Below are 23,235 nucleotides of genomic sequence, written 5' to 3'. Positions count from 1 at the left end.
ACTCAGTGCTCCGTTCGTCAGAGGGTGACCGGCCGATCGTATGCCCGCACCGCGTAGACGCGGGCGTCGGGCACGCCGTTGGTCGCCGTCACGCGGATCCGCAGCGCCGTCGTCGAGACGGGCTCCTCGAGGGTGTGGATCCGATGCCTCCTCCTGTTGCCCGTCGCGCCCGCGACGGCCGTCCACGAGCCGTCGACGAGGGCCTCGACGGCGTAGTCGCGCGCGAGCTCGGGGAAGATCGGCTCGGGCGTGCGGTGGTGGTGGAGCGTGTTGAGCTCGGTGTCGACGTCGTCGTCGAAGACGAGGCGCACCTGAGCCACCGTCTGCGGGGCGTCCCACTCGAGCAGCAGGTGCTCGTCGAGGGCCTGCGACGGCGGCTGGTCGAGCAGGTCGGACGGGTCGTCGGCCGCGCCGCTCGCGGCCGACGACCACATGTTGGGCCCTCCGTAGAAGCGCTGGAAACCGCCCACGGCGCGCGCAGGGGAGTAGGCCTCGGTCGGCGGATCGAGCCGCGCGACGACGGTGCGGCCGCGCAGCGGGATCGCGGGCCACGCCACGTTCGCCTCCGACGCGTCGAACTCGACGTTGTCGTCGCCGTCGGCCTGTGCGCGGCGCACGAGCGAGATCACGCCGGGCACCTGCTCGTCGGCGAGGCGCACCGACACGGCGGGGTCGGCGTCGAGCACGACGACGACGTTCTCGGCCTCGCCGGGCGCCCACGCGAGGGGCAGGCGGATCCACTGGGCCCGGCCCGCCTCGACCGCGACGTCGGCCTCCGCCTCGCGCCGGATCGGGACGGCGTTCTGCCGCTTGCCCGTGGTCCACAGCGAGGCCCTGAGGGTCGTCGACTCCGTGACGTCGAGGAGCACGTCGACGCCGTCGATCCGGGGATCCGCGGGCACGACGAGACCCACGGGGTCGACGAGGGGGAACGGGACGCCGGACGAAGACGGCGTCACGTCGGCGCGGTGCGACGTCGCGCTGACCCGCGCCGCGCGTGCGAGGTCGAGCGGATCGTCCCCGCGCACCCCGAACACCGACGCGTCCTGCCGGAGCAGCAGCTGGCGCAGCTCGGCCGCGTGGTCGCGGGCGATGTCGCGCGGCGTGACGCCCTTCGCGAGGGCGAGCGCGGCGCCCGTCGCCGCGGCCTCGCCGAGCGTCCCGCACGTCGCCATGACGCGCGACGACCCGAAGGCGATGTGCGTCGCCGAGATGTCGCGCCCCGCCATGAGCAGGTTCGCGACGTCCTTCGAGTACAGCGAGCGGAAGGGGATCCCGTAGATCCCGTTCGAGAAGCGCTGGTGAGCGCCCGGCTGGGTCGCATACATGCCCTCGACCGGGTGGAGGTCGATCGACCAGCCGCCGAACGCGACGGCGTCGTCGAAGTCGACCTGCTCGAGCAGGTCGTTCTGCGTCAGCACGTGGTCGCCGAGGAAGCGCCGGTACTCGCGCTTGCCGGGCAGGTTGCCGACCCATTCGAGGTCGAGGTTCGCGGCGTCGAACTGCCCCGAGTTCTTGATGTGGTCCCAGATCCCGAAGATCACCGACTTCAGTTCGTCGCGGATGCGTTCGTTGTCGTCGACCGTGTCGAGCTCGCCGCCCCACTCGATCCACCAGTAGTGCGTCCCCGTGTCGCCGGATCGGAGGATCCGCGACTCGAGGATCGTCGTCTCGTGGATGTTCTTCGTCGACTCGGGCGCGACGAAGCGCACGGGGTGCCCGACGTCCTTCGTGTGGAAGAGGATCGTGGATCCGAGCAGCTGCCTGTCGGCCTCGTCGGGTGCCCACGACTCGCCGAACTCGTGCTTCGCCTCGCGCCCGATGCGGTGCGAGGCCCCCGCGAGGGCGCCGACGAGGCCGTCGCCCGTGCAGTCGATGAAGGCGGGGCTGACGAAGTCGCTCCACACCTCGGATCCCATGGTCCAGCCGCGCACCCGCTCGACGACCCGCTCGCCGTCGCGATCGACGGCGTCGACCTCGCGCACGTCGGTGTTGAGGAAGAGGCGGATGTTCGGCTCGGCGCGCACGGCGTCGAGGACGACCTCGTCCCAGATGATGGGGTTGCCCTCGGGGTTGCGGAACTGGTTCTCGACGTACAGCTCGCCGACGACGCCCGACTCACGGGCGAAGCGCTGCACGCCGTGGGCCGTCGCGCCGCACACCCACACGCGCACCTCGCTCGACGAGTTGCCGCCGAGCACGGGGCGGTTGCCGACGAGGGCGACCCGCATGCCGAGGCGTGCGGCCGCGATCGCGGCGCACACCCCGGCGAGGCCCGCGCCGACGACGGTGATGTCGGACGTGACGGTCTGGGTTCGCATCAGGAGATGAGGCCCTCGATCGTGCCCTTCGCGGTCGCGAGGGCGTCGGTCGCGGACGCCTTGCCGATGAGCACCGACTGCACGGCCTCGGCGATCGCCGAGTCCATCTGGCCGTAGTTCACGTAACCCCACAGCGGGTTCGACGTGGCGGTCGCGGTGATCTTCTCGGCGAAGGCGACGTTGAACGGATCCGCCGCCACCTCCTCCGACGCGAGGCCGGCCTCGGTTGCGGGCGGCAGGCCGCGGTCTGCGAAGTAGGAGGCGACCTGGTCGGGGTCGCTCGTGATCCACTGCGCGAAGTCGGCGGCGGTTCCCTCGCCCTCTCCCTCGACGACGCAGATCGCGCCGCCCCAGAAGACCGAGACGGGGGTGTCGCCGGCCTTCACGGTGGGCCGCGTCATCGGCGTCATCTTGTCGACGATGTTCGGGTCGCTCGCGGCGTCGACGACGGCCGAGACGCCGACGGGGGCGTCGTCGTAGAGCGCCGCGGTCTCCTGCGCGAACAGGTTGCGCGCCGCGAAGCGGTCGACGTCGGGCGAGATGAGGCCCTCGTCGTACAGCTTCTTGTACCACTCGACGGCCTTGACCGAGGCCTCGTCGCCGAGCGTCACGGTGTCGTCCTCGACGACGGTGCCGCCGAAGGTCTGGATCCACATCATGATGTCCTTGAGCTGCGCGACGTCGGTCGACGCCGCGTAGGGGATCACGCCGATGCCCTTGAGGGCGCGCAGGCCCTCCTCGAACTCCTCGATCGTCTGCGGCTCCATCGAGGCGCCCGCCTTGTCGAAGAGGTCGGCGTTGGCGATGAGGCCGATCGCGCCGATGTTCCACGGCAGGGCGTACTGCACGCCGTCGAGCTGCGAGGCCTTGAGCGCCGAGTCGGTGTACCCGCGGCCCTCGGCGTACGAGCCGAGATCGCGGAGCTTGCCGAGCGCCGCGAACGCCGACAGCCAGGCGAGGTCGACGTGCGCCGCGCCCGTGAACTGGCCGCCGCGCACCTGGAGCGTGAGCTGCTTGAGGTAGTCGTTGTACGGGTAGGTGACGCCGGTCGCCGTGACGCCGTTGTCGGATCCGTACGCCTTGAGGGCGGCCTCGAGCGAGGGCTTCGCGGCCTCCTCCGAGAGGCTCCACGACGCGAAGTCGAAGTCGGTGGGGGTGCTGTCGGTCGCCGGCGCGGCGGCGTCGCCGGACGCGGCGGTGCCGCCCGTCGCGCAGCCCGAGAGGGCGAGGAGTCCGACGGTTCCGAGGCCGACAGCGGAGAACCGCAGCAGGTCCCGGCGCGAGAACGTGGTGAGGGGCATGATCTCTCCTTTGATTCAGCCCTTGACGGCGCCGGCGGTGATTCCGCCGACGAGGAAGCGCTGCAGCAGCATGAACGCCACGGCGACGGGGATCGAGACGAGGAGCGAGGCGGCCATGAGCTCGGGCCAAGCCGTGTCGGCCTCGCTGATGTAGGTGTTGACGAGCCCGGGCGGCAGGGTCTGCTTGTCCGGCCCGGCGAGGGTGAGCGCGAAGATGAAGTCGTTCCAGCCGCGGACGAAGGCGAACAGGCCCGAGGCGACGAGGCCCGGCGCCGCGAGCGGCATCACGATCTCGTGGAAGATCCGCCACGGCCCCGCGCCGTCGATGCGCGCCGCCTCGATGAGGTCGTCGGGCAGGTTGTCGAAGAAGCCCTTCAGCATCCACACGCACAGCGGGAGCGTGAACGTCGTGAACGAGATCACGAGGGCGAGGTAGGTGTTGAGCAGGCCGAACTGCGCGAAGACCAGGTAGAGGGTCACGAGCAGCAGCGCCTGCGGGAACATCTGGCTCGAGAGAACGAAGTACATGAGCGAGGTGCGCCCGCGGAAGCGGTACTTCGAGAACGCGTACCCCATGTACATCGACACGACGACCGAGAGGACGGCGGTGATGAGCGAGACGACGACGCTGTTGCGCAGGTAGACGAACAGCTCGGATCGCCGGAACACGTCGACGAAGTGCTCGAACGTGATGTCGGTCGGGAACAGCGCGGGCGGGAACCGGAACACCGAGCTGTTCGGCGTCAGGGCCGTGACGAGCAGCCAGTACACGGGCGCGAACGCGAACACCGCGATGATGACGAGGGCGATCCACAGGGCCCAGCGCGGCGGCTGCTTCGCGCGGCGGCGCGGCGCCGGGCGGGCGGATCCCGTCACGATCGCGTGCGTCGAGTCCGCGGCGACGCGGCTTTCGGGGAGGAGAGCGGTCATCGTCCTGCCTTTCGCGCGTCGCGCTCGGAGAAGGTCACGTACACGACCACGAGGATCGACAGGAGGAGCATCCAGAGGAGCCCGATCGCGCCCGCCTGGCCGAGGTCGTAGCCCGTGAACGCCGTCTCGTAGACCTCGGTCGCGAAGGTGCTCGTCGTGCCGGCGGGGCCGCCGCCCGTCATGACGAAGATCGTGTCGAAGTGCTGGAAGTTCCAGATGAACTCGAGGAGCATCACGAGCCCCGCGACGCCGCTGATGTGCGGCCAGGTGACGGCGAAGAACCGGCGGATCGTGCCGGCGCCGTCGATCGCGGCCGCCTCGTGGAGCTCGCCCGGCACCGACTGGAGGCCCGCGAGGAGCATGACCATGACCCAGGGGAACGAGTTCCAGGTCTTCGCGATGATCAGGGCGCCCCAGGCCGACTGCGTGTCGAACAGCCACGCGACAGGCGAGTCGATGATGTGGAGCTGCATGAGGATCCCGTTGACGACGCCGTAGTTGCCGTCGAAGATCCACGACCAGAGGAACGAGACCACGACGCCCGGGATGAGCCAGGGGATGAGGAACGCGCCGCGGAGGAAGCGCTGCCCGAAGAAGCGCTGGTTGAGCACGAGCGCGAGGGCGAGCCCCAGGACGAAGGGGCCGACGGTCGCGCCGACGGTGAAGATCAGCGTCTGTCCGACCAGGCGGCCGAAGTCGTTCGTGATCGCGTGGGCGATGTTGTCGAACCCGACGAAGGTCTGCCCGGGGTAGAGCAGGCTCTCCTCGAAGAACGCCGACGCGAGCGAGCGGATCAGCGGGTAGACCACGACGGCGCAGAGCAGGATGACGCCCGGCAGCAGCAGGAAGGTCAGGAAGGACCTCTCGGTGAGCGGCATGCCGCGCCTGTTGCGGCGTGGCTTCGCGAGATCGGGCGCGAGCTGCGCGGTCATCATCGGCCTCCAGCGGGGTGGCATCGTCTTTGACGTCATCGGGCACCCGGCGGGTGCTGAGGTTCATCGTGCACGAGAGTTCGCGATGTTGCAATGCCTATGCACTATGTGCATGATGGGGGACATGGCTGCAGAGAAGGGGTCGAACCAGAGCGTCGAGAAGGCCGTCGCGCTGCTGGAGGCCTTCCGCGACGGACAGGCGCACCGCGTCGGCGAGGTCGCGAAGGCGACGGGCATCGGCCAGTCGACCGCGTCGCGGCTGCTCGCGACGCTCGAGACGGCCGGGTTCATCGAGCGCGACCCCGAGACGGGGCTCTACGCCCTCGGAACCGAGCTCCTGACGCTCGCGGGCGTCGCGGTGAACCGCAACCCGGTCCACCGGGCGGGGCGCATGGTCGCGCAATCGCTCGCCGCGAAGCTCGGCCTCGGCGTGAACCTCGGCGTGCGCCACGGCGCCGAGCTCGTCTACGTCGCGCACTTCGAGGGATCCCGATCCCCCAAGTCGCACACCCTCCTGGGCGAGCGGGTTCCCCTGCATGCGACGAGCATCGGCAAGGCGGTGCTGTCGGGGCTCGACCGCGCCGACCGCGACACGGTCCTCGCGCGCGGCCTGCCGTCGTACACCGACCGCACACACGCCGACAGGGCGAAGCTCGACCGCGAGCTCGCCGTCGTCGCGCGGCGCGGCTACGCGACCGAGGTCGAGGAGTTCGTCCTGGGGCGCGCGTCGGTCGCGGCCCCGATCGTCGACAGAACCGGATCCACGATCGCGGCGATCTCGATCTCGGGCCCGCTGACGGCGATCGACCTGTCGACCCGCGAGCGGGAGCTGGCCCAGACGGCGGTCGAGACGGCCGACCGCATCAGCACGGCCCTGGGCTTCCACGGCCCGGGCTACTGACGCGCTGAAGGACATCTTTCCGCCCGTCGGACATCGAATTCGATGTCCATCAGGCAGAAAGATGTCCTTCCGGCGGGTCAGGCGACGATCGCCACACCCCGCGCGGGGAGCTGAGCCCCGCCGTAGAGGTAGCTGCCCTCGATGCCGTCGAGCGCGATCTCGTCGTCGGTGCGGTTGATGAGGAAGCGCACGTCGCCGCGCACCGCGAGCTCGACGCGGCCGCGAAGGGGCTCGGGGAGCTCCGACTCGACGCCCGCGAGCAGCGCGGGCAGGACGGCGGCGATGCCCTCGGCGCCGAGGCGCGTCGACACATAGGCGGCCGATCCGGATCCCACGGGGCGGCGCGTGATCGCGGCGCCGCCGGCGAGGTCGCCGGACGTGTAGGTCGCGAGCACCTCGACGGCGGGGTCGACGACGTCGACGGGCTCGCTCCAGAGCGACCCCGAGGTGCCGTTCGAGAGGGGCTCGGTCTCGCCGTCCCACAGCGGGCGATACTCCTCGACGCGGACGCCGAGCAGCTCGCGGAGCGCGCCCGGGTAGCCGCCGAGCCACGCGTGATCGTTCTCGTCGACGACGCCCGAGAAGTAGGTCGTCACGAGGTTCCCGCCTCCCGCGACGTAGCCCTCGAGCTGCGCGCGCAGCGCCGCCGGGACGCTGTACAGGACGGGCGCGATGACGACGCGGTAGCCGTCGAGCGCGTCGCCCGCGGGGACGACGTCGGCGCGCACGCCGGCGTCGAGCAGGGCCGTCCACCAGTCGAGGGCCTCCCGCTGGTAACGCAGCTTCTCGCTCGGGTGCGAGTCGAGCTCCGCGCCGCGCCACGAGTCCCAGTCGAAGAGGATCGCGACGTCCGACTGCGCGCGATCGGATCCGACGACCTCGCCGAGCGAGCGGAGGATCCGGCCCAGCTCGACGACGTCGCGGAAGACGCGGGTGTCGGCTCCGCCGTGGGGGACCATCGACGAGTGGAACTTCTCGGCCCCCGCGGCCGACTGGCGCCACTGGAAGTAGCAGACCGCGTCGGCGCCGTGCGCGACGTGGGTGAGCGAGTCGCGGATCAGCTCGCCAGGCCGCTTGGGCCGGTTGATCGGCTGCCAGTTGACGGCGCTCGTCGAGTGCTCCATGAGGTACCAGGGTCGGCGGCGCGCGAAGCCGCTCGTGACGGCCGCCGAGAACGACAGCTCGTCGCGCCCCTCGGTGACGTAGTGGTCGTTCGACACGAAGTCGATCTCACCGGCCCAGTCGGCGTAGTCGGCGTGCCGCGTCTCGCCCATGACCATGAAGTTCGTCGTCACGGGGACGCCGGGGGTCAGGCGGTTGAGGATCTCGCGCTCCGCGATGAGGTGGTCCTTGAGCGCATCCGACGAGAAGCGGATGAAGTCGCGCTGCTGCGTCGGGTTCGGGAAGGTCGCGGCGGTGCGGGGCGGCAGGATCTCCTCGAAGGATCCGTACCGCTGCGACCAGAACGCGGTTCCCCACGCGTGGTTGAGCGCCTCGATCGTGCCGTAGCGCTCCGCGAGCCACAGCCGGAACGCGCGCGCGGCGTCGTCCGAGTAGTCGTAGGCGTTGTGGCAGCCGAGCTCGTTGCTGACGTGCCACGCGACGATCGCGGGGTGCTCGGCGTAGCGCTCGGCGAGCTTCTCGACCATCTCGAGCGCGTAGGCGCGGAAGACGGGCGAGGTGGGGCGCCAGTGCTGGCGTCCGCCCTGCGTCAGCGTCACGCCGTCGGCCGTCACGGGGAGGATCTCGGGGTGCTTCATCGTGAGCCACGGCGGCGGCGAGGCCGTCGCCGTCGCGAGGTCGACGCCGATCCCGTTCGCGTGCAGGAGATCGATGATCTCGTCGAGCCACGCGAAGTCCCACACGCCCTCGGCGGGCTGGATCCGCGCCCAGGAGAAGATCGCGATCGACACGACGTCGACGCCAGCCTCCTTCATGAGGCGGACGTCCTCGTCCCACACCTCGCGCGGCCACTGGTCGGGGTTGTAGTCGGCGCCGTACGAGATGCGGGGCGCGGTGCCGTCGGGCGTTCGGAGCCAGCGGTGGCCGGTCATGCTGCGGATCCTTTGCGGAGAGGAAGAGGAAGAAAAAGGGGCGGGGATCCGTGCGGATCCCCGCCCGTGAGGGAGCGACCCGAAGGTCACTCCATCGTGAAGCCCTGCTCCGAGCCGTAGCTCTCGAGCGTGGACTGCCAGGACGCGAGGCCGTCGGCGATCGTCGTGTTGCCGAGGTACGCCTGGCCCACCGAGTCGGGGAAGACGGTGTTCGCGTACGCCTGGAACGGCAGGTACTGCCAGCCCTCGACGACGTCGGCCGACGCCTGCGAGAGGATCTCGTTGGCCTTCTGGCCGCCGAAGTAGTCGAACTCCTTGTTCAGGAACTCGTCCGACTCGAGGTCGGCCGTCGTGGCGGGGAAGCCGCCGCCGTCGATGCGGATCTGCACGCCGTCGCCGGCCGCCATGAAGTCGAGGAAGTCGTAGGCGAGGGCCTGGTTCTCGCTGCCCGCCATGACGCTCATCGCGCTGCCGCCGTTCTCGCTGTTGGCCGCCTCGCCCTCGTTCCACGTGGGCATGGCCGCGACGCGCCAGTCACCCGACGCCTGCGGGACGCCAGACTCGAAGTTGCCCGGCATCCACGCGCCCGTCGGGAGCGTGGCGATCGTGCCGTCGCCGAGGCCCTGGTACCACTCGTCGGTCCAGCCGGCGATCGGCGCGAGGAGGTCCTCGTCGACGAGCTGCTGCCAGAAGGTCGCGAACTCCTGCGAGCCCTCGTCCGAGAAGTCGATCGACACGTTCGTGCCGTCGACCTGGAACGGCTGGCCGCCGGCCTGCCAGATCATCGACGTCGTGAATCCGGCGTCGCCCGCGTCGGCCGCGAGGTACATGTCGGGGTTCGCCTCGTGGAGCTTGCGGGCCGTGTCGAGGAACTCCTGCCACGTCGTCGGGACCTCGAGGTCGTACTCGTCGAAGACCGACTGGTTGTAGAAGAGCGCCATGGGGCCCGAGTCGAGGGGGAGTCCGTACACGCCGTCGCCGCCGTACGTCACCGAGCTCCAGGGGCCGGTCGCGTAGGTGTCGGCGAGGTCGTCGGCGCCGAACTCGCTGAGGTCGGCGAGCGAGTCGCCGATCGCGTACTGCGGGAGCGCGAAGTACTCGATCTGCGCGAGGTCGGGTCCGCCGGATCCGGCCGTGATCGCGTTGGAGAGCGCCGTGTACTGGTCGGCGCCGGTTCCGACGTTCTCGACGTCGATCGTGACGCCCGGGTGCGCGTCCTCGTAGGCGGCCGCGACGTCGGGGATCGTGGTGTCCCACGCCCAGACGGTCAGCTCGCCGCCCTCTTCGGCCGCGGCGTCCGGATCCTCGGCGGATCCGCCGCTGCAGCCCGCGAGAGCGAGCGCGCCGATCCCGGCGAACGCAGTGGCCGTGAGCACGCGGCGCGTGGTTCGGGTCATCTTCATGGTGGTCAACTCCATCGTTGGTGGTGCGGGGTAGGGATTCGGGTCATTCCTTGACGGAACCGGCGGCCAGGCCCGACTGCCAGTAGCGCTGCAGGAAGAGGAAGGCGATCATGAGCGGGACGACCGTGAGCAGGGATCCCGTGAGCACGAGGTCGAAGATCGCCTCGCCGCCGACGGTGCCCGCCTGGTTATTCCACTGGTTCAGGCCCAGGATGAGCGGGTACCAGCTGCTGTCGCGCAGCATGATCAGGGGCAGGAAGTAGTTGTTCCACGTGGCGACCATCGTGAACAGCAGGACCGTGACGGTCCCGGGCGCCAGGAGCGGCATGCAGACCTGCCAGAACGTGCGCCACTCGCTCGCGCCGTCGATCCGCGCGGCCTCCATGAGCTCGGTCGGGATCGCCTCGGTCGCGAAGGTCCACATGAGGTAGAGCCCGAAGGGCGAGATCAGCGACGGGATGATCACTGCGAGGGGGGTGTTCGTGATCCCCATCGAGCTGAACATGAGGAAGGTCGGCACGGCGAGCGCGGTCCCGGGGACCGCGACGGCGCCGATGACGACCGCGAAGACGGCCTTCTTGCCGGGGAAGTCGAACTTCGCGAGCGCGTATCCGCCGAGGATCGACAGCAGCGTCGCGCCGCCGGCCCCGACGATCACGTACAGCAGGGTGTTGCCGAACCAGCGCAGGAAGATCCCGTCGTCATAGGTCAGCGTGCGCCAGATGTTGTCGAAGAGGTTGAAGTCGTGCCCGAACCAGAGGCCGAAGGTCGACAGCAGGTCGCCCTGCGACTTCGACGCGTTGATGAGCAGCCACACGAGGGGGAGCAGCGAGTACACGGCGACGAGCGCCATGAGGATCGTGAGCAGGATCGAGCGCTTGGGCTTGTCGATCGTGCCGAGCTTCGCGCGGGCGCGGTTCTTCTTCGACGCGTTGGGCGAGAGGGTGACGAGGGTCGTGCTGGTCATGTCACGCGTCCTTCCGCATGCCGCGCAGCTGCACGACGTAGGCGACGATCATCGTGATGACGCCCATGATGATCGCGACGGTCGCCGAGTAGTTCTGCTGCTGGCCCGCGAACGCGAGCGTGTAGGCGTAGAGGTTCGGCGTGAACGACGTCGTGATGGCGTTCGGCGCCATCGACTGCATGATGCTCGGCTCGTTGAAGAGCTGGAAGCTGCCGATGATCGAGAAGATCGCCGCGATGACGATGGATCCGCGGATCGCGGGGAGCTTGATCGACCAGATCACGCGGCCCTGGCTGGCCCCGTCGATCGCGGCCGCCTCGTAGAGCGACGTCGGGACGACGCGCAGCGCGGCGTAGAAGATGAGCATGTTGTAGCCCATGAACTCCCACGTCACGACGTTTCCGATCGAGGCGAGGATGAGGTCGGGCGACAGCAGGTCGGGCAGGTTGACGCCCAGCAGGTCCTCGAGGTTGCCGACGAGGCCGAAGCGCTCGCCGTACATGAAGCCCCACATGAGGGCCGCGACGACCGCGGGCACGGCGTAGGGCAGGAAGATCGAGAGCCGGAAGAAGCTCTTGCCGTAGAGCCGGCCGCTGTCGATCGCGAGCGCGACGAGCATCGACAGGCACAGCATGATCGGCACCTGGATCAGCAGGAACATGCTGACGCGGAGGGCGCCCTGCCAGAACGCGCCGTCCGTGAACGCCTGCACGTAGTTGTCGAGGCCGACGAAGGCCGTGCCGCCGATCATCTGGGTGCGGAACAGGCTCAGGATGATCGCGTAGACCAGCGGCGCCACGAAGACGAGCGCGAACACGATCGCGAAGGGCGCGAGGAACGCCCACCCGGTCCATCGTCCTCGGGCGGCCCTGCTCGTCTTCCTGTTCGTCGCACCCCCTCGGGTGGGGGTCGTCGTGATCGACATCGTCGTCATGCTTCTCTCCTCGCTTCGTCGCGGCAGACTCCCCCATGTTTACGCAAACATCCGTGTTTCGCTAGTCTGAATCCGGAATCCGCGATCACGAAGAGGTATCGATGCCCGAATCCACGCGCCGTGTCTCGATGGCCGACGTCGCCGCGCGCGCCAGCGTGTCGTCGCAGACCGTCTCGCGCGTCGCGAACGGCACCGGGACCGTCGTCGACGCGACGCGCGATCGGGTCATCCGGGCGATGGACGAGCTCGGGTACCGGCCGAACAGCGCCGCCCGGGCGCTCAAGCTCGGGTCGTTCCGCACGATCGGGGTCCTCTCCCGCACGCTCTCGACGATCGGCGACGTGCGCACGATCGAGGCGATCTCGTCGTCGGCCGCCGCCGAGGGCTACGCGACGACTCTCATCCCGGTGCACGCCGCGGCGCCGGGAGACGTGGATCGCGTGTTCTCGCGCCTGCAGGAGCTCGCGGTCGACGCACTGATCCTCAACCTCGAGTCGCCCGCGCTGACGCACGCCGCGTCGCTGCTGCCGCCCGGCGTGCCCGTCGTCTACATGGATCCCGAGGCTCCCGGCGCCCGCGTCGTCGTCGACACCGATCAGAACGCGGGCGGGGCGACCGCGACCCGGCATCTGCTCGAGCTCGGGCACGAGACCGTGTGGCACATCGCGGGCCCCGCGGAATCGCGCCCCGGCGGCCGCCGCGAGGCGGGCTGGCGCGCGACCCTCGAGGCGGCGGGCCGCGCCGTCCCAGAGGTGCTGCGGGGCGACTGGTCGGTCGAGTCGGGCTACCTCGCGGGCCGCGAGATCGCCGGGCGCGACGACGTCACGGCCGTGTTCTGCTCGAACGACCAGATGGCGCTCGGCATGTACCGCGCCCTGACCGAGGCGGGCCGGTGGGTTCCGGGCGACGTGAGCGTCGTGGGCTTCGACGACACCGAGGACGCCCGCGGCTACGCCCCGCCCCTCACCTCGATGCACCAGGACTTCGACGACGTCGGATCCCGATGCGTCGCGTCGGCGCTCGCGCTCGTGCGGGGCGACGGCGTGCCGCCGCTCTCGGTCGTCGAACCCGAGATCGTCGTCCGGTCGAGCACCGCGCCGCCCCGCTGAGCGCCCCTACCGGGCCGAGACCTCCACGATCAGGGCGTGCTGCGGCGCGAGGGTCGGCAGGGGCAGCCCCACTGTCCCGAGAAGCGCCGCCGGCACCGTCAGACCGGCCTCGGAGCGCGCGCCCTCGACCCAGGCGGGCTCGAGATCCTGCATCGTCCGCGGTCCGCCCGCGAAGTCGAGGATCCGCACGGTGTACGAGCCCGCGGCCGGGAGGCCCGGGAGCACGACGGATCCGCTCCGCGCGGCCGGCGCCGTCTCGGTGCGGCTCCAGCGGTAGACGGCGCGCGAGCCGTCGTGCGCCACGACGCCGTCGAGGGCCGCGCCCGCGTCGAGGCCGTCGGCGTGCACCGCGCGTCCGCCGTGGAGGAGGGGCCTCAGGCGCTTGTGCTCCGCGACCCAGCGCGCGACCTCGGCGAGCTCCTCGTCGGTGCACTCGAGCAGGTTCCACTCGATGCCCGCGTGCCCGAAGAACGCCGACGCCATGCGCGCCGACAGCGACGTCGCGCGACCCGTGGTGTGCGCCTCTCCCGGGCCGATGTGCCCGCCGATGAGCTCGGGCGGCAGCAGCAGGCCCGTCCAGCGCTCGATGCGGCCGCGCTCGACGGGGTCGTTGCAGTCGGACGCCCACACGCGGTCGGTGCGGTCGAGGATCCCCAGGTCGATGCGCGCGCCTCCCGCCGAGCACGACTCGATCTCGAGGCCGGGGTGGCGCAGGCGCAGCTCGTCGAGCAGCGCGTAGAGCGCGAGCGTCTGCTCGTGCACGATGGGCCGGTCGGCCCCGTCGCGGCGCGCGACGGCCTCGAGCAGCTCGCGGTTGTGATCCCACTTGATGTAGTCGATGCGGTACTCGGCGACGAGGGCCGAGATGCTCTCGAGCAGGTGGGCGAAGGCGTCGGGGCGCGAGATGTCGAGCACCTGCTGATTGCGCGAGGTGCCCGTCGGGCCGTCGGCCGGTCCGAGGATCCAGTCGGGGTGCGCGCGGGCGAGGTCCGAGTCGGGGCTGATCATCTCGGGCTCGAACCAGAGACCGAACTGCATGCCGTGCGCGCGGACCCGCTCGACGAGGGGGCCGAGGCCGTCGGGCCAGGCGTCGGGAGAGACCGTCCAGTCGCCGAGCCCCGTCCTGTCGTCGCGGCGCGATCCGAACCAGCCGTCGTCGAGGACGAAGCGCTCGACGCCGACCTCGGACGCGCGGTCGACGAGGCGGCCGAGCGTCGGGAGGTCATGGTCGAAGTACACGGCCTCCCAGGAGTTGAGCGTCACGGGGCGCGGCGAGCGCGGGTGGCGGTCGCGGGCGCGCAGGCGGTCGTGGAAGCGGGCCGAGACGCCGTCGAGGCCAGCGTCCGACCAGGCGAAGAGGGCCGTCGGCGCCGTGTAGGCGTCGCCCGGGGCCAGGCGGATCTCGCCGGGCGCGAGGCCCTCGCCGAGCCCGAGGACGCCCGCGTGGGATCCGGATCCCTCGGGCAGCCTCTCGGCGAGGTAGCGCTGCTCGCCGCTCCATGCGAGGTGAGCCGCCCAGACCTCGCCGCGGCCGAAGCCGAAGCCCGCCGTCCCGGCGGCGAGGAGGAAGGGGGAGTCGTGGCCCGGCTTGCCGCGTCGCGCCCGGCGCAGGTGCGTTCCGAAGCCGAACGCCGAGCGCTGCGGGGAGCGTTCGCGGCACCAGCGTCCCGTGAAGTCGAGGATCTCGCCCGCGCGCTCGGGGACGGGAAGCAGCGCCGTGAGCGCCCCGAGCTCGTAGACGCCCTCCGCGTCAGCACCGCGCTCGAGGCGCTCGTCCACCGAGAGGACTCCGAAGCGGTCGACCGCGAGCGCGACCCGGAGCGTCAGGCGGGTGATCCGGTCCTCCAGGACGAAGACGGCGGATCCCTCGCCCGTGCGCTCCCAGGAGGCGAGTCGGGGCCGCGGCGTCGTCGCCGATCCGGCCGCGTGGCCGTCGAGGGTCGGCGTGCCGCTCCACGCCTCGCGCTGGGTCGCCCAGAGCGGGAAGGTGCGCGGCGCGTTCGGCTCGGAGCCGAGCACCCCCACCCCGTCCGCAGCGGCGAGGGCCGCGAGGTCGGCGTCGGAGAGGGCGCCGACGTCGGCGCCCCAGTGCAGGATCCGGGGGACATCGGTGCCGAGCGCGACGACGACGCTCGACCCTCCGCCGCGCAACGACAACGCTGCAGGTGTCTGAGTCACCCCGCGATTCTCCCGGGTCGCGCACGCGGCGCGCAACACGGCGGAACCGCGGGAATACACGGCACGTAGCATGGGTTTCAGCCGTCAAGACACCCGCCTGAGGAGGCAATCCATCGTGCGCGATCTCATCATCATCGGATCCGGCCCGGCCGCCTGGACCGCCGCCATCTACGCCGCACGCGCGACGCTCAAGCCGACGGTCATCACGAGCCAGGTCGAGGTCGGCGGCGAGCTGATGAACACGACCGAGGTCGAGAACTTCCCGGGCTTCCCCGAGGGCATCATGGGGCCCGACCTCATGGCGAAGATGCAGGCGCAGGCCGAGAAGTTCGGCGCCGAGGTGCTCTACCAGGACGCGACCGAGCTCGACGTCGACGGCGAGGTCAAGAAGGTCACCCTCGGATCGGGCGAGACGCTCGAGGCGAAGGCGCTGATCTACGCGACCGGATCCGCGAACCGCAAGCTGGGCCTCCCTCGCGAGGAGGAGCTCTCGGGCCACGGCATCTCGTGGTGCGCCACGTGCGACGGCTTCTTCTTCCGCGAGAAGGAGATCGTGGTCGTCGGCGGCGGCGACTCGGCGATGGAGGAGGCCAACTTCCTCACGAAGTTCGCCTCGAAGGTGTACCTCGTGCACCGCCGCGACGAGTTCCGCGCCTCGCGCATCATGCAGCAGCGCGTCTTCGACAACCCCAAGATCGAGGTCGTCTGGAACAGCGAGATCGCCGAGCTCCAGGGCGCCTCGGGCGTCACGGGCGTCGTCCTGCGCGACACCGTCACGGGCGACACCCGCGAGCTCCCGATCGAGGGCATCTTCGTCGCGATCGGCAACGACCCGCGCACGCACCTCGTCCACGACAAGCTCGAGCTCTCGCCCGCCGGCACGATCGCGCTCGAGGGCCGCTCGTCGCGCACCTCGGTCAAGGGCGTCTTCGCCGCGGGCGACGTCACCGACCCGCACTACCGTCAGGCCATCACGGCCGCCGCGAGCGGCACGGTCGCCGCGCTCGACGCCGAGGAGTACCTCGTCGAGCTCGCCGACCGCCCCGCCGAGGCCGTCGCCGCCTGATCCGCTCCGTTTCTCAACACAGGGAGATCGCTATGACCGCTGCATCCACCACAACCGCCGACTTCGAGAAGGACGTCCTCCAGGCCGACGGGCCCGTCCTCGTCGACTTCTGGGCCGTCTGGTGCGGCCCGTGCCGCATGGTCTCGCCGGTCCTCGACCAGATCCAGGAAGAGAACCCCGAGAAGATCAAGATCGTCAAGGTCAACGTCGATGAGAACCCCGAGCTCGCGATGAAGTACCAGATCACGTCGATCCCGGCCATGAAGCTCTTCAAGGGCGGCGAGAACGTCACGACGATCATCGGCGCCAAGCCGAAGCAGGCCATCGAGCAGGACCTCGCGCCCTTCATCTGATCCGCGCACCGCACGAACGGACGCCCTTCCCCACGCGGGGGAGGGCGTCTCGGCGTCTGGGGGGCGGCGTCAGTCGCGGATCACGCGGACGACCGAGTCCCACCGCCGGTGGGTGTTCTCGGAGCCCCAGAGCCGCCGTGCGGCCGGCGTGAGCTCGGGGTACTTGTGCGCGATCTGACGCAGCAGTCGCTGGTTGCGCGCATGCGTGGGACGCAGCCCTCCGTCGGCCTCGATGTGCTCGGCGCGCAGCGTGAGCACGACGAGCTCGTCGACGGTCGGCAGGTCCTCCATGAAGTCCCACGGGTCCTCGCCTTCGCGCAGGCGCTCGTGGATGAGGCTCGAGAGCTCGTCCTGGGCCTCGGCGCGCAGAACCTCCACCGACGCGCGGCGGGGCAGCAGGGGCTCTTCGGAACTCACCCTTCCAGGCTACGCGCGGCCACCTGGGCCCCGGGTGGCCCTGTGGATACCCGTGTCAGGACTCGTAGCCGGTCTCGCCGATCTCCTCGAGGATCCGATTCAGGTCCTGAATCGACGCGAAATCGATCGTGACCTGGCCTTTTCGTGAGGTCAGCGACACCTTGACCTTGGTGTTCAGCCGGTCGCCGAGACGATCCGCCACGTCTGAGAGATACGCGCGGCGGGCGCCCTGCTTCGCCTTGGGCTTCGCGGCCGGCTTCTCGGCCGTCTCGAGGACGCGCCGCGCGGCGCTCTCGGCCGCGCGGACCGAGAGCTCCTCGTTGACGATCTTGTCGGCCAGCTTGAGCATCGCCTCGGCGTCGCCGTCGAGCGAGAGGATCGCGCGGGCGTGCCCGGCACTCAGAACGCCGGCGGCGACGCGCTGCTGCACGGGCTCCGGCAGGCGCAGCAGACGGATGGTGTTCGAGATCTGGGGGCGCGAGCGGCCGATGTTGGTCGCGAGCGCGTCCTGCGTGATCCCGAAGTCGTTCATGAGCTGCTGGTAGGCCGACGCCTCTTCCAGCGGGTTCAGCTGAGCGCGGTGGATGTTCTCGAGGAGCGCGTCGCGCAGCATGTCCTCGTCGGCCGTCTCGCGGATGATCGCGGGGATCTCCGCCAGGCCGGCCTCGCGCGACGCACGCGTGCGCCGCTCACCCATGATGAGCTCGTACGTGCCGTCTTTCTTGTCGCGCACGACGACCGGCTGGAGGACGCCGAACTCGCGGACCGAGTGGACGAGCTCGGCGAGGTCGTCGGCGTCGAAGAGCGTCCGCGGCTGACGGGGGTTCGGGACGATCGCGTTCGGGTCGATCTGGACGAGCCGCAGCCCGGGGATCTCGGCGAGCTCCTGCTCGACGGGTTCGGCCGCGGGGGAGGGGGCCTCGTCCTGAGCCTGCGGCTTCTTCGGCGCCGACTCGGCGACCGACGGCATCGAGGTGCGCGAGGTGCGCCGCTTCGCCGCGGGCTGCTTCGGAGCCTCGTCTGCTTCGGGCTTCGCCGTCTTGGCGGACGTGCTGCTCTTGGCGGCCGTGCCGCGCGAGGTCGCGGCGCGCTTCGCCGGCGCCTTCTTCTCGGCGAGGTCCTCCTCGACGGCCTGCGCGGCCGTGCTCGCGAAGAAGACGTCGGTGGGGCGCTCCTTCGTCTCGGTCGCCGTGGGGATGAGTGCGCCGATACCCCGGCCCAGACCCGTGCGCTTCGCCATCACTTCTTCCCCTTCTTGCGCGGAGCTCCGCGCTTCACGATCTCGACTGCCGCCTCGCGGTACGCGACAGCGCCCGCCGAGTTCGGATCATAGGTGATCACCGTCTGTCCGAAGCTCGGGGCCTCCGACACCCGCACGGAGCGGGGAATGAACGTCTGCAGGACCTCGTCGGGGAAGTGCTCGCGCACCTCGTCGGCGACCTGCTGCGCGAGGCGCGTGCGCCCGTCATACATCGTCAGGAGGATCGTCGAGACCTTGAGCCGCGGGTTGAGGTGCTTCTGGATCATCTTCACGTTGCCGAGCAGCTGGCTCAGCCCCTCGAGGGCGTAGTACTCCGCCTGGATCGGGAGGAAGACCTCGGTCGCGGCGCTGAAGGCGTTGATCGTGAGCAGGCCCAGCGACGGCGGGCAGTCGATGAAGACGAAGTCGAGGGGCTCCTCGAGGCCGTCCATGTACTCGATGAGCGCCGTGTCGAGGCGCTTCTCGCGCGCGACCTGCGACACGAGTTCGATCTCGGCTCCGGCCAGGTGGATCGTGCTCGGGAGGCAGAGGAGCCGCTCGTTCTCGGGGCTCTGCTGCACGGCATCAGCGATCGACATGTCGTTGATGAGGACGTCGTAGACGCTCGCCGTGTCGGACGAGTGGGGGATCCCCAGCGCCGTCGATGCGTTGCCCTGCGGGTCGAGGTCGATGACGAGCACCCGGCCGCCGAGGTCGGCGATCGCCGCCGCGATGTTCACCGTCGAGGTCGTCTTGCCGACCCCGCCCTTCTGGTTCGACACCGTCAGGACGCGGGTTCCGCCGTGGAAGTCCACGTCGGTTTCCTCGAGACGCTGCCTGCGAGCGCTCAGGTCCTGCAGCTGACGCATGATCGGGCTGTCGTCAAACGCGGCAGCCACATCGTTGGATCGCTGGCTCACACTGGTCCTTCCGTCGCCGAGGCCGACCTCCCCAGCCTATCCCGCGCCTCGACATGCGACGGGCTTGACCACGATGTTTCACGTGAAACACGAGGCAGATCAGCCCGCCGTGGTCGCGATTCTCGGCGATGTTTCACGTGAAACATCGGGTGCGGTGGTCTCGCGAGATTCGATACTTGGGGACAGCCTGGCGCCGCGTCGGAGACGTCGTTCTGGGCACCTTGACCAGCCGCCCCGATCCTCACCGCGCGGGCCGGACACTCGCCCAGCGTGCACGAGGTCTGCGCCCCGATGTTTCACGTGAAACATCGACTGCCGGTGGCACCCGGCCATGCCCTATGCATCCCGCGTCACCTCCCTGCGCTGCCGAGAGGTGATCGTCGGAGGCCCACGTGAGATCGGACCCGCAGGCGACGCCCCGGCCACTGCGTTCAAGGCCGTGGACATCCGGGTAGCTCCCGACCGCAGCCTCGACGTCCGAGATCGTTCGTCGGCTCGCAACCCCTCACCGCTCCTGGCTCGTCCCGCCTTCGTGCGGGCCGCGTCTTCATCGCCGTCTACCCGAGCGCCAGAGCCTGTCCGCCCCCCTTGCGTCGCAGCACGGGTTCCGCGAGCCTGCGCCACCCGTAAGCCGCTTCTCTTCGAGTCACCGTGACCAGCTCGGTACGTCTGCCTCGCCGACTGCCGGCCACCCCTCGTCACCCCCCACACTCCTTGTCTCGCGCCCGACCGACCGTCCGCCTCGCGTCGCTCCCGTGTCGACGAGCCAGTCGCCAGGAGTGCCGCACGCACTGTCCGCGGGATGCGCGGACCAGCGCCGAGTCGCTCGGTCCTCGGTGATCCCGCACCAGGTGACCGGCAGGCGTACCTCGAGAGGACCCACGCGTGCGAGCGCGATCGATCGGCGAGCGCTTCAGGCACTGAGTGTTGCAGCCTGTAGATGGACTGCCTGATCAGGGTCGGAGCCACCGTGCGAGGGTCGGGTCGGGCTCGAGTTGCCTTCACCGGTGACGCCGTTCTCGCCGGACGACACGTCACCCACCCCTTTCCACACACAGTGACGGCCCGCGCGACTGACCTCGCGAAGACGCCGCCGCCGGTTGCGCTCACGGCGATCGACGAATCCCTTCCGATGTTTCACGTGAAACATCAGCCTCACCGTTGTCCGTCGCGCGACGCGGCGTGCATCGATTGTCTGCTCGTGACAGTCGGGAACCTCCTCCGGTGCTGGCGACAGATGTTTCACGTGAAACGTCGACCCGAGTGAGACCGCCTGCCGCCCCGCCGCACGCAGCCAAACCCTCGCCTCCTTCGCGCGGCGACGGATCCCGAGAGGTCCGACGTATGCATAGCGTGCGATTCGGCGTCTGCGGACCGGTGCGATCGCCGCGCGGGATGCTCAAGCCCGCCAGCCCGCGTCCGGCGACAGGTTGAGATCCCCGCCGCCGCCCGCCCGACTCCGCACATCGACTCGGCGGCGTCCGGGCGCACGCGCACGCGTCGTCATCACAGGAGCTCCCGAGAGTCCCGCTGAGCTCTGCGCGAGGCACGTCGAGCGCCGGACGTCCCTTCCGTCGCCCGCGCGCCGGCAGGAGCTTCACGGCGCCCGACTTCACGGCGCCGCTGCGATCGGCGCACCTGCCCGACGACGAAAGCGACCATCGACCTGTCGGTGCCCGCGCTCGCTCGCTGCCTGCCGCCGCTCAGCCCGGGGGAGTGGCGCCGCCACGACGACGCCACGCACCCGATGCTCCGGATAGACGGCACGCACCGTGCGGACGCTCACTCGCCGTCACTCACCCCGCGACCCCGACTCACTTCCCGCCTGGGTCCAGCACTCACCGATCGATGGGCGGCGCCGCGCGAGGTGATCGCACCCCATCGAACTGCTCCCGCCGCTCCCGCGAGGCCGCGTCGGATGGCTGCGACAGCCGTCGATCGCCGGCCTCGTATCTCCGCACCCGCTCTCCTGCGGTCCGTCGACAAACCCTCTGGCGCCCTGCACCGCGCGTAGCGTAGTCTTATCGGCGCCGTCGTCCCACGAGCGAGGACCGAGTCGAGGTCGAACTTCCATCCCGACACCCGCCCGCCAAGAGTCCGTCGCCGGATCATGAAGCCTGAGGCACGGGCCCCATCGCCGACGTGTTTCACGTGAAACATCGACGGACCGGCGGGCACCCGGGGACCGTGGAGCAAACCGTGGCTGGCAGACTGGGGAGGTGGATCTGAGTCTCGCCCCGATCGACGCCGAACGATTTCCCGCCTGGCGGGCTCGGTGCCACGCGGAGTACGTCGCCGACCTGGTCGACTCCGGCGAGGACCCGCGCTCGGCGGAGCGGCACGCGCAGGCGTCGCTCGCCCAGGCCTTTCCCGACAACGGACCCACAGACGACCACGCGGTCTTCGACCTCGTCCACGACGTCGACGGGATCGTGGGCTACCTCTGGATCGGGCGCGACAGCTCCGGCGATCCCGCATCGTGGTAGGTCTGGAACATCGTCGTCGAGGCCGCGCATCGGGGCAGGGGATTCGGTCGCGCGGCGATGCTCCTGGGAGAGGAACATGCTCGCGCAGAAGGCGCCACCTCACTCGGCGTCTGCGTGTTCGGCCGCAACACCGCCGCCCGCGAGCTCTACGCATCGCTGGGATTCGAGATCACGACCGTCAAGAGGCGCAAGCAGCTCTGATCGCCCGCGCCAAGATATCGCGGACTCAGCGGCCAGACCTCGGCGCGAAGGCAGTCAATGGCGATGTTTCACGTGAAACATCGCGTGGGAGATCGTCAGCGCGCCGCGGCCGACAACCCCACACAAGAGACAGCCCGGCGCAACATAACTATTCAACAACCGTAGACAAAAGCTGACCCAGGCGCTCCGGGACGGAGAACTGCGGCCAGTGCCCGGATCCGATCCGAACGACCTCGACGTCGTCGATGGCCGCGAACTCCTCGCCGTAGGCACCCCACTGCGCCAGCGGCGAGCCCATCTCGTCAGCCGTGAGCCCGCCCATCAGGAGCGTCACAGGAACGCCGTACCGGCCGCCCGCGAGGGGCAGAGGCGAGGTCGTCACCGCGGCCGGGACGGAGAGCGCTCGTTCCGCGGCGCGACGGCGCGTGGCGGGGTCGAGATCGAAGGTGTCCTCCTCGGGAAAGAAGTCCCATCCGGGGAACGGCACGACGCCGTCCGCCACGGCGAACTCCGAGATCCCCGACCCGGGCGGGGGCGGGACCGTGTCGACGAAGACGGCGCGCGCCACGCGATCGGGGCGACGGTCGGCCGCCCCCCAGGCGACGTTCCCGCCGCCCGAGTGTCCGACCACGACGACGGGATCCGGCGACGCGTCGATCTCGGCGACGACCGCGTCGACCCACGTCGTGATGTCGATTCCCGCCACGGCGTCGCCCGGCAGGCCGACGCCGGGCATCGTCAGCGGGCGTGCCTCGATCTCGGGGGAGAGGTACGGCAGCACCGCGTCCCACGACGACGCGTCGAGCCACAGGCCGGGGATCAGGAGCATCCGCATGGGGCGAACGCTACGCGCCCTCCCGGGCCCGCGGAAGGGCCCTCAGGCGCCGCGGACGACGGCGCGCACGACGCGGGTGGGCTCGGCGATCACACCCTCGCCGAGGATCTCCACGCGCACGTCGCTGAGCTTGTGCTTGCGGATCACCTTGGCCGCCTTCTCGATCTCCTGCGGGGCGCTCTGGCCCTTGAGCAGGATCAGCTCGCCGCCGTCGCGCGCGAGAGGCGCCGTCCACGGGATCAGCGTGCGCAGGGCCGACACGGCGCGAGCCGTCACGGCGTCGAGCATGCCCTCATAGCGCCCGGCCTCCTCGGCACGCGCGCGCTCGATCGTGACGTTCTCGAGCCCCAGATCCTCGACCTGCTCCGCGAGCCACGCCACGCGGCGCTCCATGGGCTCGATGAGCACCCAGTGGACGTCGGGGCGGGCGATCGCGAGCACGAGGCCAGGCAGGCCGCCACCGGAGCCCACGTCGCCCACGCGGCCGCCAGCGGAGAACAGGGGAGCCGCGATGGCGCTGTTGAGGATGTGCCGGTTCCAGAGCCGCGGGAGCTCCTGCGGCCCGATGAGCCCGCGCTCCTCGCCGTGCTCGGCGAGGTTCTGCGCGAAGCGACGAGCGAGATCGATGCGGTCGCCGAACAGCGCCTCCGCCTCGGCGGGCTCCGGCTCGAGGATGTCTGCCATGGC

The 23,235-nt window shown here is 70.3% G+C and carries 20 protein-coding genes; 6 read left to right on the top strand and 14 right to left on the bottom strand.

Translation table 11 applies throughout. The features are described 5' to 3' along the window. Nucleotides 1–17: 17 nt before the first annotated feature. Genes H576_RS0106455 through H576_RS0106440 form a run of 4 tightly spaced genes read right to left on the bottom strand, consistent with a single transcriptional unit; the run spans nucleotide 18 to nucleotide 5,484 of the window. Nucleotides 18–2,321: an FAD-dependent oxidoreductase gene (locus tag H576_RS0106455; RefSeq protein ID WP_029150266.1), complete on the bottom strand. Its 2,304-nt coding sequence runs from the start codon at nucleotides 2,319–2,321 to the stop codon at nucleotides 18–20. Further along, nucleotides 2,321–3,622, bottom strand: a complete 1,302-nt coding sequence (locus H576_RS0106450; protein WP_029150265.1) for a sugar ABC transporter substrate-binding protein — start codon at nucleotides 3,620–3,622, stop codon at nucleotides 2,321–2,323. Before H576_RS0106450 ends, H576_RS0106455 begins: the two co-directional genes overlap by 1 nt. Nucleotides 3,623–3,637: 15 nt before the next feature. Further along, nucleotides 3,638–4,552, bottom strand: a complete 915-nt coding sequence (locus H576_RS0106445) for a carbohydrate ABC transporter permease (RefSeq protein ID WP_029150264.1) — start codon at nucleotides 4,550–4,552, stop codon at nucleotides 3,638–3,640. After that, nucleotides 4,549–5,484 (bottom strand): carbohydrate ABC transporter permease, encoded by a 936-nt coding sequence (locus H576_RS0106440; protein WP_029150263.1) that lies wholly within the window; start codon nucleotides 5,482–5,484, stop codon nucleotides 4,549–4,551. The genes H576_RS0106445 and H576_RS0106440 overlap by 4 nt, the downstream gene beginning before the upstream one ends. A gap of 124 nt (nucleotides 5,485–5,608) precedes the next feature. Here H576_RS0106440 and H576_RS0106435 point away from each other — a divergent pair, with 124 nt between their 5' ends. Next, entirely contained in the window at nucleotides 5,609–6,385 is a 777-nt protein-coding gene (locus H576_RS0106435) for an IclR family transcriptional regulator (protein WP_029150262.1), read from the top strand. Nucleotides 6,386–6,462: 77 nt separating this feature from the next. On the opposite strand, the gene H576_RS0106430 is transcribed toward H576_RS0106435, so the two are convergent. The 4 genes from H576_RS0106430 to H576_RS0106415 all read right to left on the bottom strand — a co-directional run bounded on the left by H576_RS0106430 (nucleotide 6,463) and on the right by H576_RS0106415 (nucleotide 11,743). Next, on the bottom strand, nucleotides 6,463–8,439 hold the full coding sequence (locus H576_RS0106430) for a beta-galactosidase (RefSeq protein WP_029150261.1): 1,977 nt from the start codon (nucleotides 8,437–8,439) through the stop codon (nucleotides 6,463–6,465). Nucleotides 8,440–8,525: 86 nt separating this feature from the next. After that, on the bottom strand, nucleotides 8,526–9,836 hold the full coding sequence (locus H576_RS0106425) for an ABC transporter substrate-binding protein (protein ID WP_156888152.1): 1,311 nt from the start codon (nucleotides 9,834–9,836) through the stop codon (nucleotides 8,526–8,528). A gap of 49 nt (nucleotides 9,837–9,885) precedes the next feature. Continuing rightward, nucleotides 9,886–10,809, bottom strand: coding sequence for a carbohydrate ABC transporter permease (locus tag H576_RS0106420; RefSeq protein WP_029150259.1), 924 nt, complete (start codon nucleotides 10,807–10,809; stop codon nucleotides 9,886–9,888). 1 nt (nucleotide 10,810) lies between these two features. Next, entirely contained in the window at nucleotides 10,811–11,743 is a 933-nt protein-coding gene (locus H576_RS0106415; RefSeq protein WP_029150258.1) for a carbohydrate ABC transporter permease, read from the bottom strand. A 101-nt stretch (nucleotides 11,744–11,844) separates the two neighbouring features. Between H576_RS0106415 and H576_RS0106410 the strand changes: the two genes are divergently transcribed. Then, on the top strand, nucleotides 11,845–12,852 hold the full coding sequence (locus H576_RS0106410) for a LacI family DNA-binding transcriptional regulator (protein WP_029150257.1): 1,008 nt from the start codon (nucleotides 11,845–11,847) through the stop codon (nucleotides 12,850–12,852). 6 nt (nucleotides 12,853–12,858) lie between these two features. Here the strand turns inward: H576_RS0106410 and H576_RS0106405 are convergent, their stop codons facing one another. Beyond that, nucleotides 12,859–15,030 (bottom strand): alpha-galactosidase, encoded by a 2,172-nt coding sequence (locus H576_RS0106405; protein WP_036319747.1) that lies wholly within the window; start codon nucleotides 15,028–15,030, stop codon nucleotides 12,859–12,861. A 115-nt stretch (nucleotides 15,031–15,145) separates the two neighbouring features. Here H576_RS0106405 and trxB point away from each other — a divergent pair, with 115 nt between their 5' ends. Next, the gene (gene trxB / locus H576_RS0106400) at nucleotides 15,146–16,096 is read left to right on the top strand and encodes a thioredoxin-disulfide reductase (protein WP_029150255.1); all 951 of its coding nucleotides are present in this window, start codon (nucleotides 15,146–15,148) and stop codon (nucleotides 16,094–16,096) included. 32 nt (nucleotides 16,097–16,128) lie between these two features. Beyond that, nucleotides 16,129–16,449, top strand: a complete 321-nt coding sequence (trxA, locus tag H576_RS0106395; protein ID WP_029150254.1) for a thioredoxin — start codon at nucleotides 16,129–16,131, stop codon at nucleotides 16,447–16,449. Nucleotides 16,450–16,518: 69 nt separating this feature from the next. Here the strand turns inward: trxA and H576_RS0106390 are convergent, their stop codons facing one another. Genes H576_RS0106390 through H576_RS0106380 form a run of 3 tightly spaced genes read right to left on the bottom strand, consistent with a single transcriptional unit; the run spans nucleotide 16,519 to nucleotide 18,975 of the window. Next, nucleotides 16,519–16,866: a hypothetical protein gene (locus H576_RS0106390; RefSeq protein ID WP_029150253.1), complete on the bottom strand. Its 348-nt coding sequence runs from the start codon at nucleotides 16,864–16,866 to the stop codon at nucleotides 16,519–16,521. A gap of 55 nt (nucleotides 16,867–16,921) precedes the next feature. After that, nucleotides 16,922–18,106, bottom strand: coding sequence for a ParB/RepB/Spo0J family partition protein (locus H576_RS0106385; protein WP_029150252.1), 1,185 nt, complete (start codon nucleotides 18,104–18,106; stop codon nucleotides 16,922–16,924). Then, nucleotides 18,106–18,975, bottom strand: a complete 870-nt coding sequence (locus H576_RS0106380) for a ParA family protein (protein WP_051172283.1) — start codon at nucleotides 18,973–18,975, stop codon at nucleotides 18,106–18,108. Before H576_RS0106380 ends, H576_RS0106385 begins: the two co-directional genes overlap by 1 nt. A 2,270-nt stretch (nucleotides 18,976–21,245) precedes the next feature. On the opposite strand from H576_RS0106380, the gene H576_RS17100 reads away from it, so the two are divergent. After that, complete coding sequence (locus H576_RS17100; RefSeq protein ID WP_245559129.1) at nucleotides 21,246–21,512, top strand: 6,7-dimethyl-8-ribityllumazine synthase; 267 nt, start codon at nucleotides 21,246–21,248, stop codon at nucleotides 21,510–21,512. Between the two features lie 9 nt (nucleotides 21,513–21,521). Continuing rightward, nucleotides 21,522–21,713: a GNAT family N-acetyltransferase gene (locus H576_RS17095; protein ID WP_281167307.1), complete on the top strand. Its 192-nt coding sequence runs from the start codon at nucleotides 21,522–21,524 to the stop codon at nucleotides 21,711–21,713. Nucleotides 21,714–21,861: 148 nt separating this feature from the next. On the opposite strand, the gene H576_RS0106370 is transcribed toward H576_RS17095, so the two are convergent. Both H576_RS0106370 and rsmG read right to left on the bottom strand, forming a co-directional pair. After that, complete coding sequence (locus tag H576_RS0106370) at nucleotides 21,862–22,548, bottom strand: alpha/beta fold hydrolase (RefSeq protein WP_029150250.1); 687 nt, start codon at nucleotides 22,546–22,548, stop codon at nucleotides 21,862–21,864. A 42-nt stretch (nucleotides 22,549–22,590) separates the two neighbouring features. Next, nucleotides 22,591–23,232: a 16S rRNA (guanine(527)-N(7))-methyltransferase RsmG gene (gene rsmG / locus H576_RS0106365; RefSeq protein ID WP_029150249.1), complete on the bottom strand. Its 642-nt coding sequence runs from the start codon at nucleotides 23,230–23,232 to the stop codon at nucleotides 22,591–22,593. Between the last annotated feature and the right edge of the window lie 3 nt (nucleotides 23,233–23,235).

Source organism: Microbacterium indicum DSM 19969 (assembly GCF_000422385.1).
GTDB classification, from domain to species: domain Bacteria; phylum Actinomycetota; class Actinomycetes; order Actinomycetales; family Microbacteriaceae; genus Microbacterium; species Microbacterium indicum.
The sequence above is the reverse complement of the archived record's forward strand: the minus strand, read 5'-3'. Positions and strand labels throughout refer to the sequence as shown.

What these genes read in the sequence shown, in the direction of transcription:
- H576_RS0106380 (WP_051172283.1), bottom strand. Translation starts at nt 18,975, where the DNA reads ATGCGTCAGCTGCAGGACCTGAGCGCTCGCAGGCAGCGTCTCGAGGAA.
- H576_RS0106425 (WP_156888152.1), bottom strand. Translation starts at nt 9,836, where the DNA reads ATGACCCGAACCACGCGCCGCGTGCTCACGGCCACTGCGTTCGCCGGG.
- H576_RS0106385 (WP_029150252.1), bottom strand. Translation starts at nt 18,106, where the DNA reads ATGGCGAAGCGCACGGGTCTGGGCCGGGGTATCGGCGCACTCATCCCC.
- trxA (WP_029150254.1), top strand. Translation starts at nt 16,129, where the DNA reads ATGACCGCTGCATCCACCACAACCGCCGACTTCGAGAAGGACGTCCTC.
- H576_RS0106370 (WP_029150250.1), bottom strand. Translation starts at nt 22,548, where the DNA reads ATGCGGATGCTCCTGATCCCCGGCCTGTGGCTCGACGCGTCGTCGTGG.
- H576_RS0106440 (WP_029150263.1), bottom strand. Translation starts at nt 5,484, where the DNA reads ATGACCGCGCAGCTCGCGCCCGATCTCGCGAAGCCACGCCGCAACAGG.
- H576_RS0106415 (WP_029150258.1), bottom strand. Translation starts at nt 11,743, where the DNA reads ATGACGACGATGTCGATCACGACGACCCCCACCCGAGGGGGTGCGACG.
- H576_RS0106430 (WP_029150261.1), bottom strand. Translation starts at nt 8,439, where the DNA reads ATGACCGGCCACCGCTGGCTCCGAACGCCCGACGGCACCGCGCCCCGC.
- rsmG (WP_029150249.1), bottom strand. Translation starts at nt 23,232, where the DNA reads ATGGCAGACATCCTCGAGCCGGAGCCCGCCGAGGCGGAGGCGCTGTTC.
- H576_RS0106445 (WP_029150264.1), bottom strand. Translation starts at nt 4,552, where the DNA reads ATGACCGCTCTCCTCCCCGAAAGCCGCGTCGCCGCGGACTCGACGCAC.
- H576_RS0106410 (WP_029150257.1), top strand. Translation starts at nt 11,845, where the DNA reads ATGCCCGAATCCACGCGCCGTGTCTCGATGGCCGACGTCGCCGCGCGC.
- H576_RS0106435 (WP_029150262.1), top strand. Translation starts at nt 5,609, where the DNA reads ATGGCTGCAGAGAAGGGGTCGAACCAGAGCGTCGAGAAGGCCGTCGCG.
- H576_RS0106455 (WP_029150266.1), bottom strand. Translation starts at nt 2,321, where the DNA reads ATGCGAACCCAGACCGTCACGTCCGACATCACCGTCGTCGGCGCGGGC.
- H576_RS0106420 (WP_029150259.1), bottom strand. Translation starts at nt 10,809, where the DNA reads ATGACCAGCACGACCCTCGTCACCCTCTCGCCCAACGCGTCGAAGAAG.
- H576_RS0106450 (WP_029150265.1), bottom strand. Translation starts at nt 3,622, where the DNA reads ATGCCCCTCACCACGTTCTCGCGCCGGGACCTGCTGCGGTTCTCCGCT.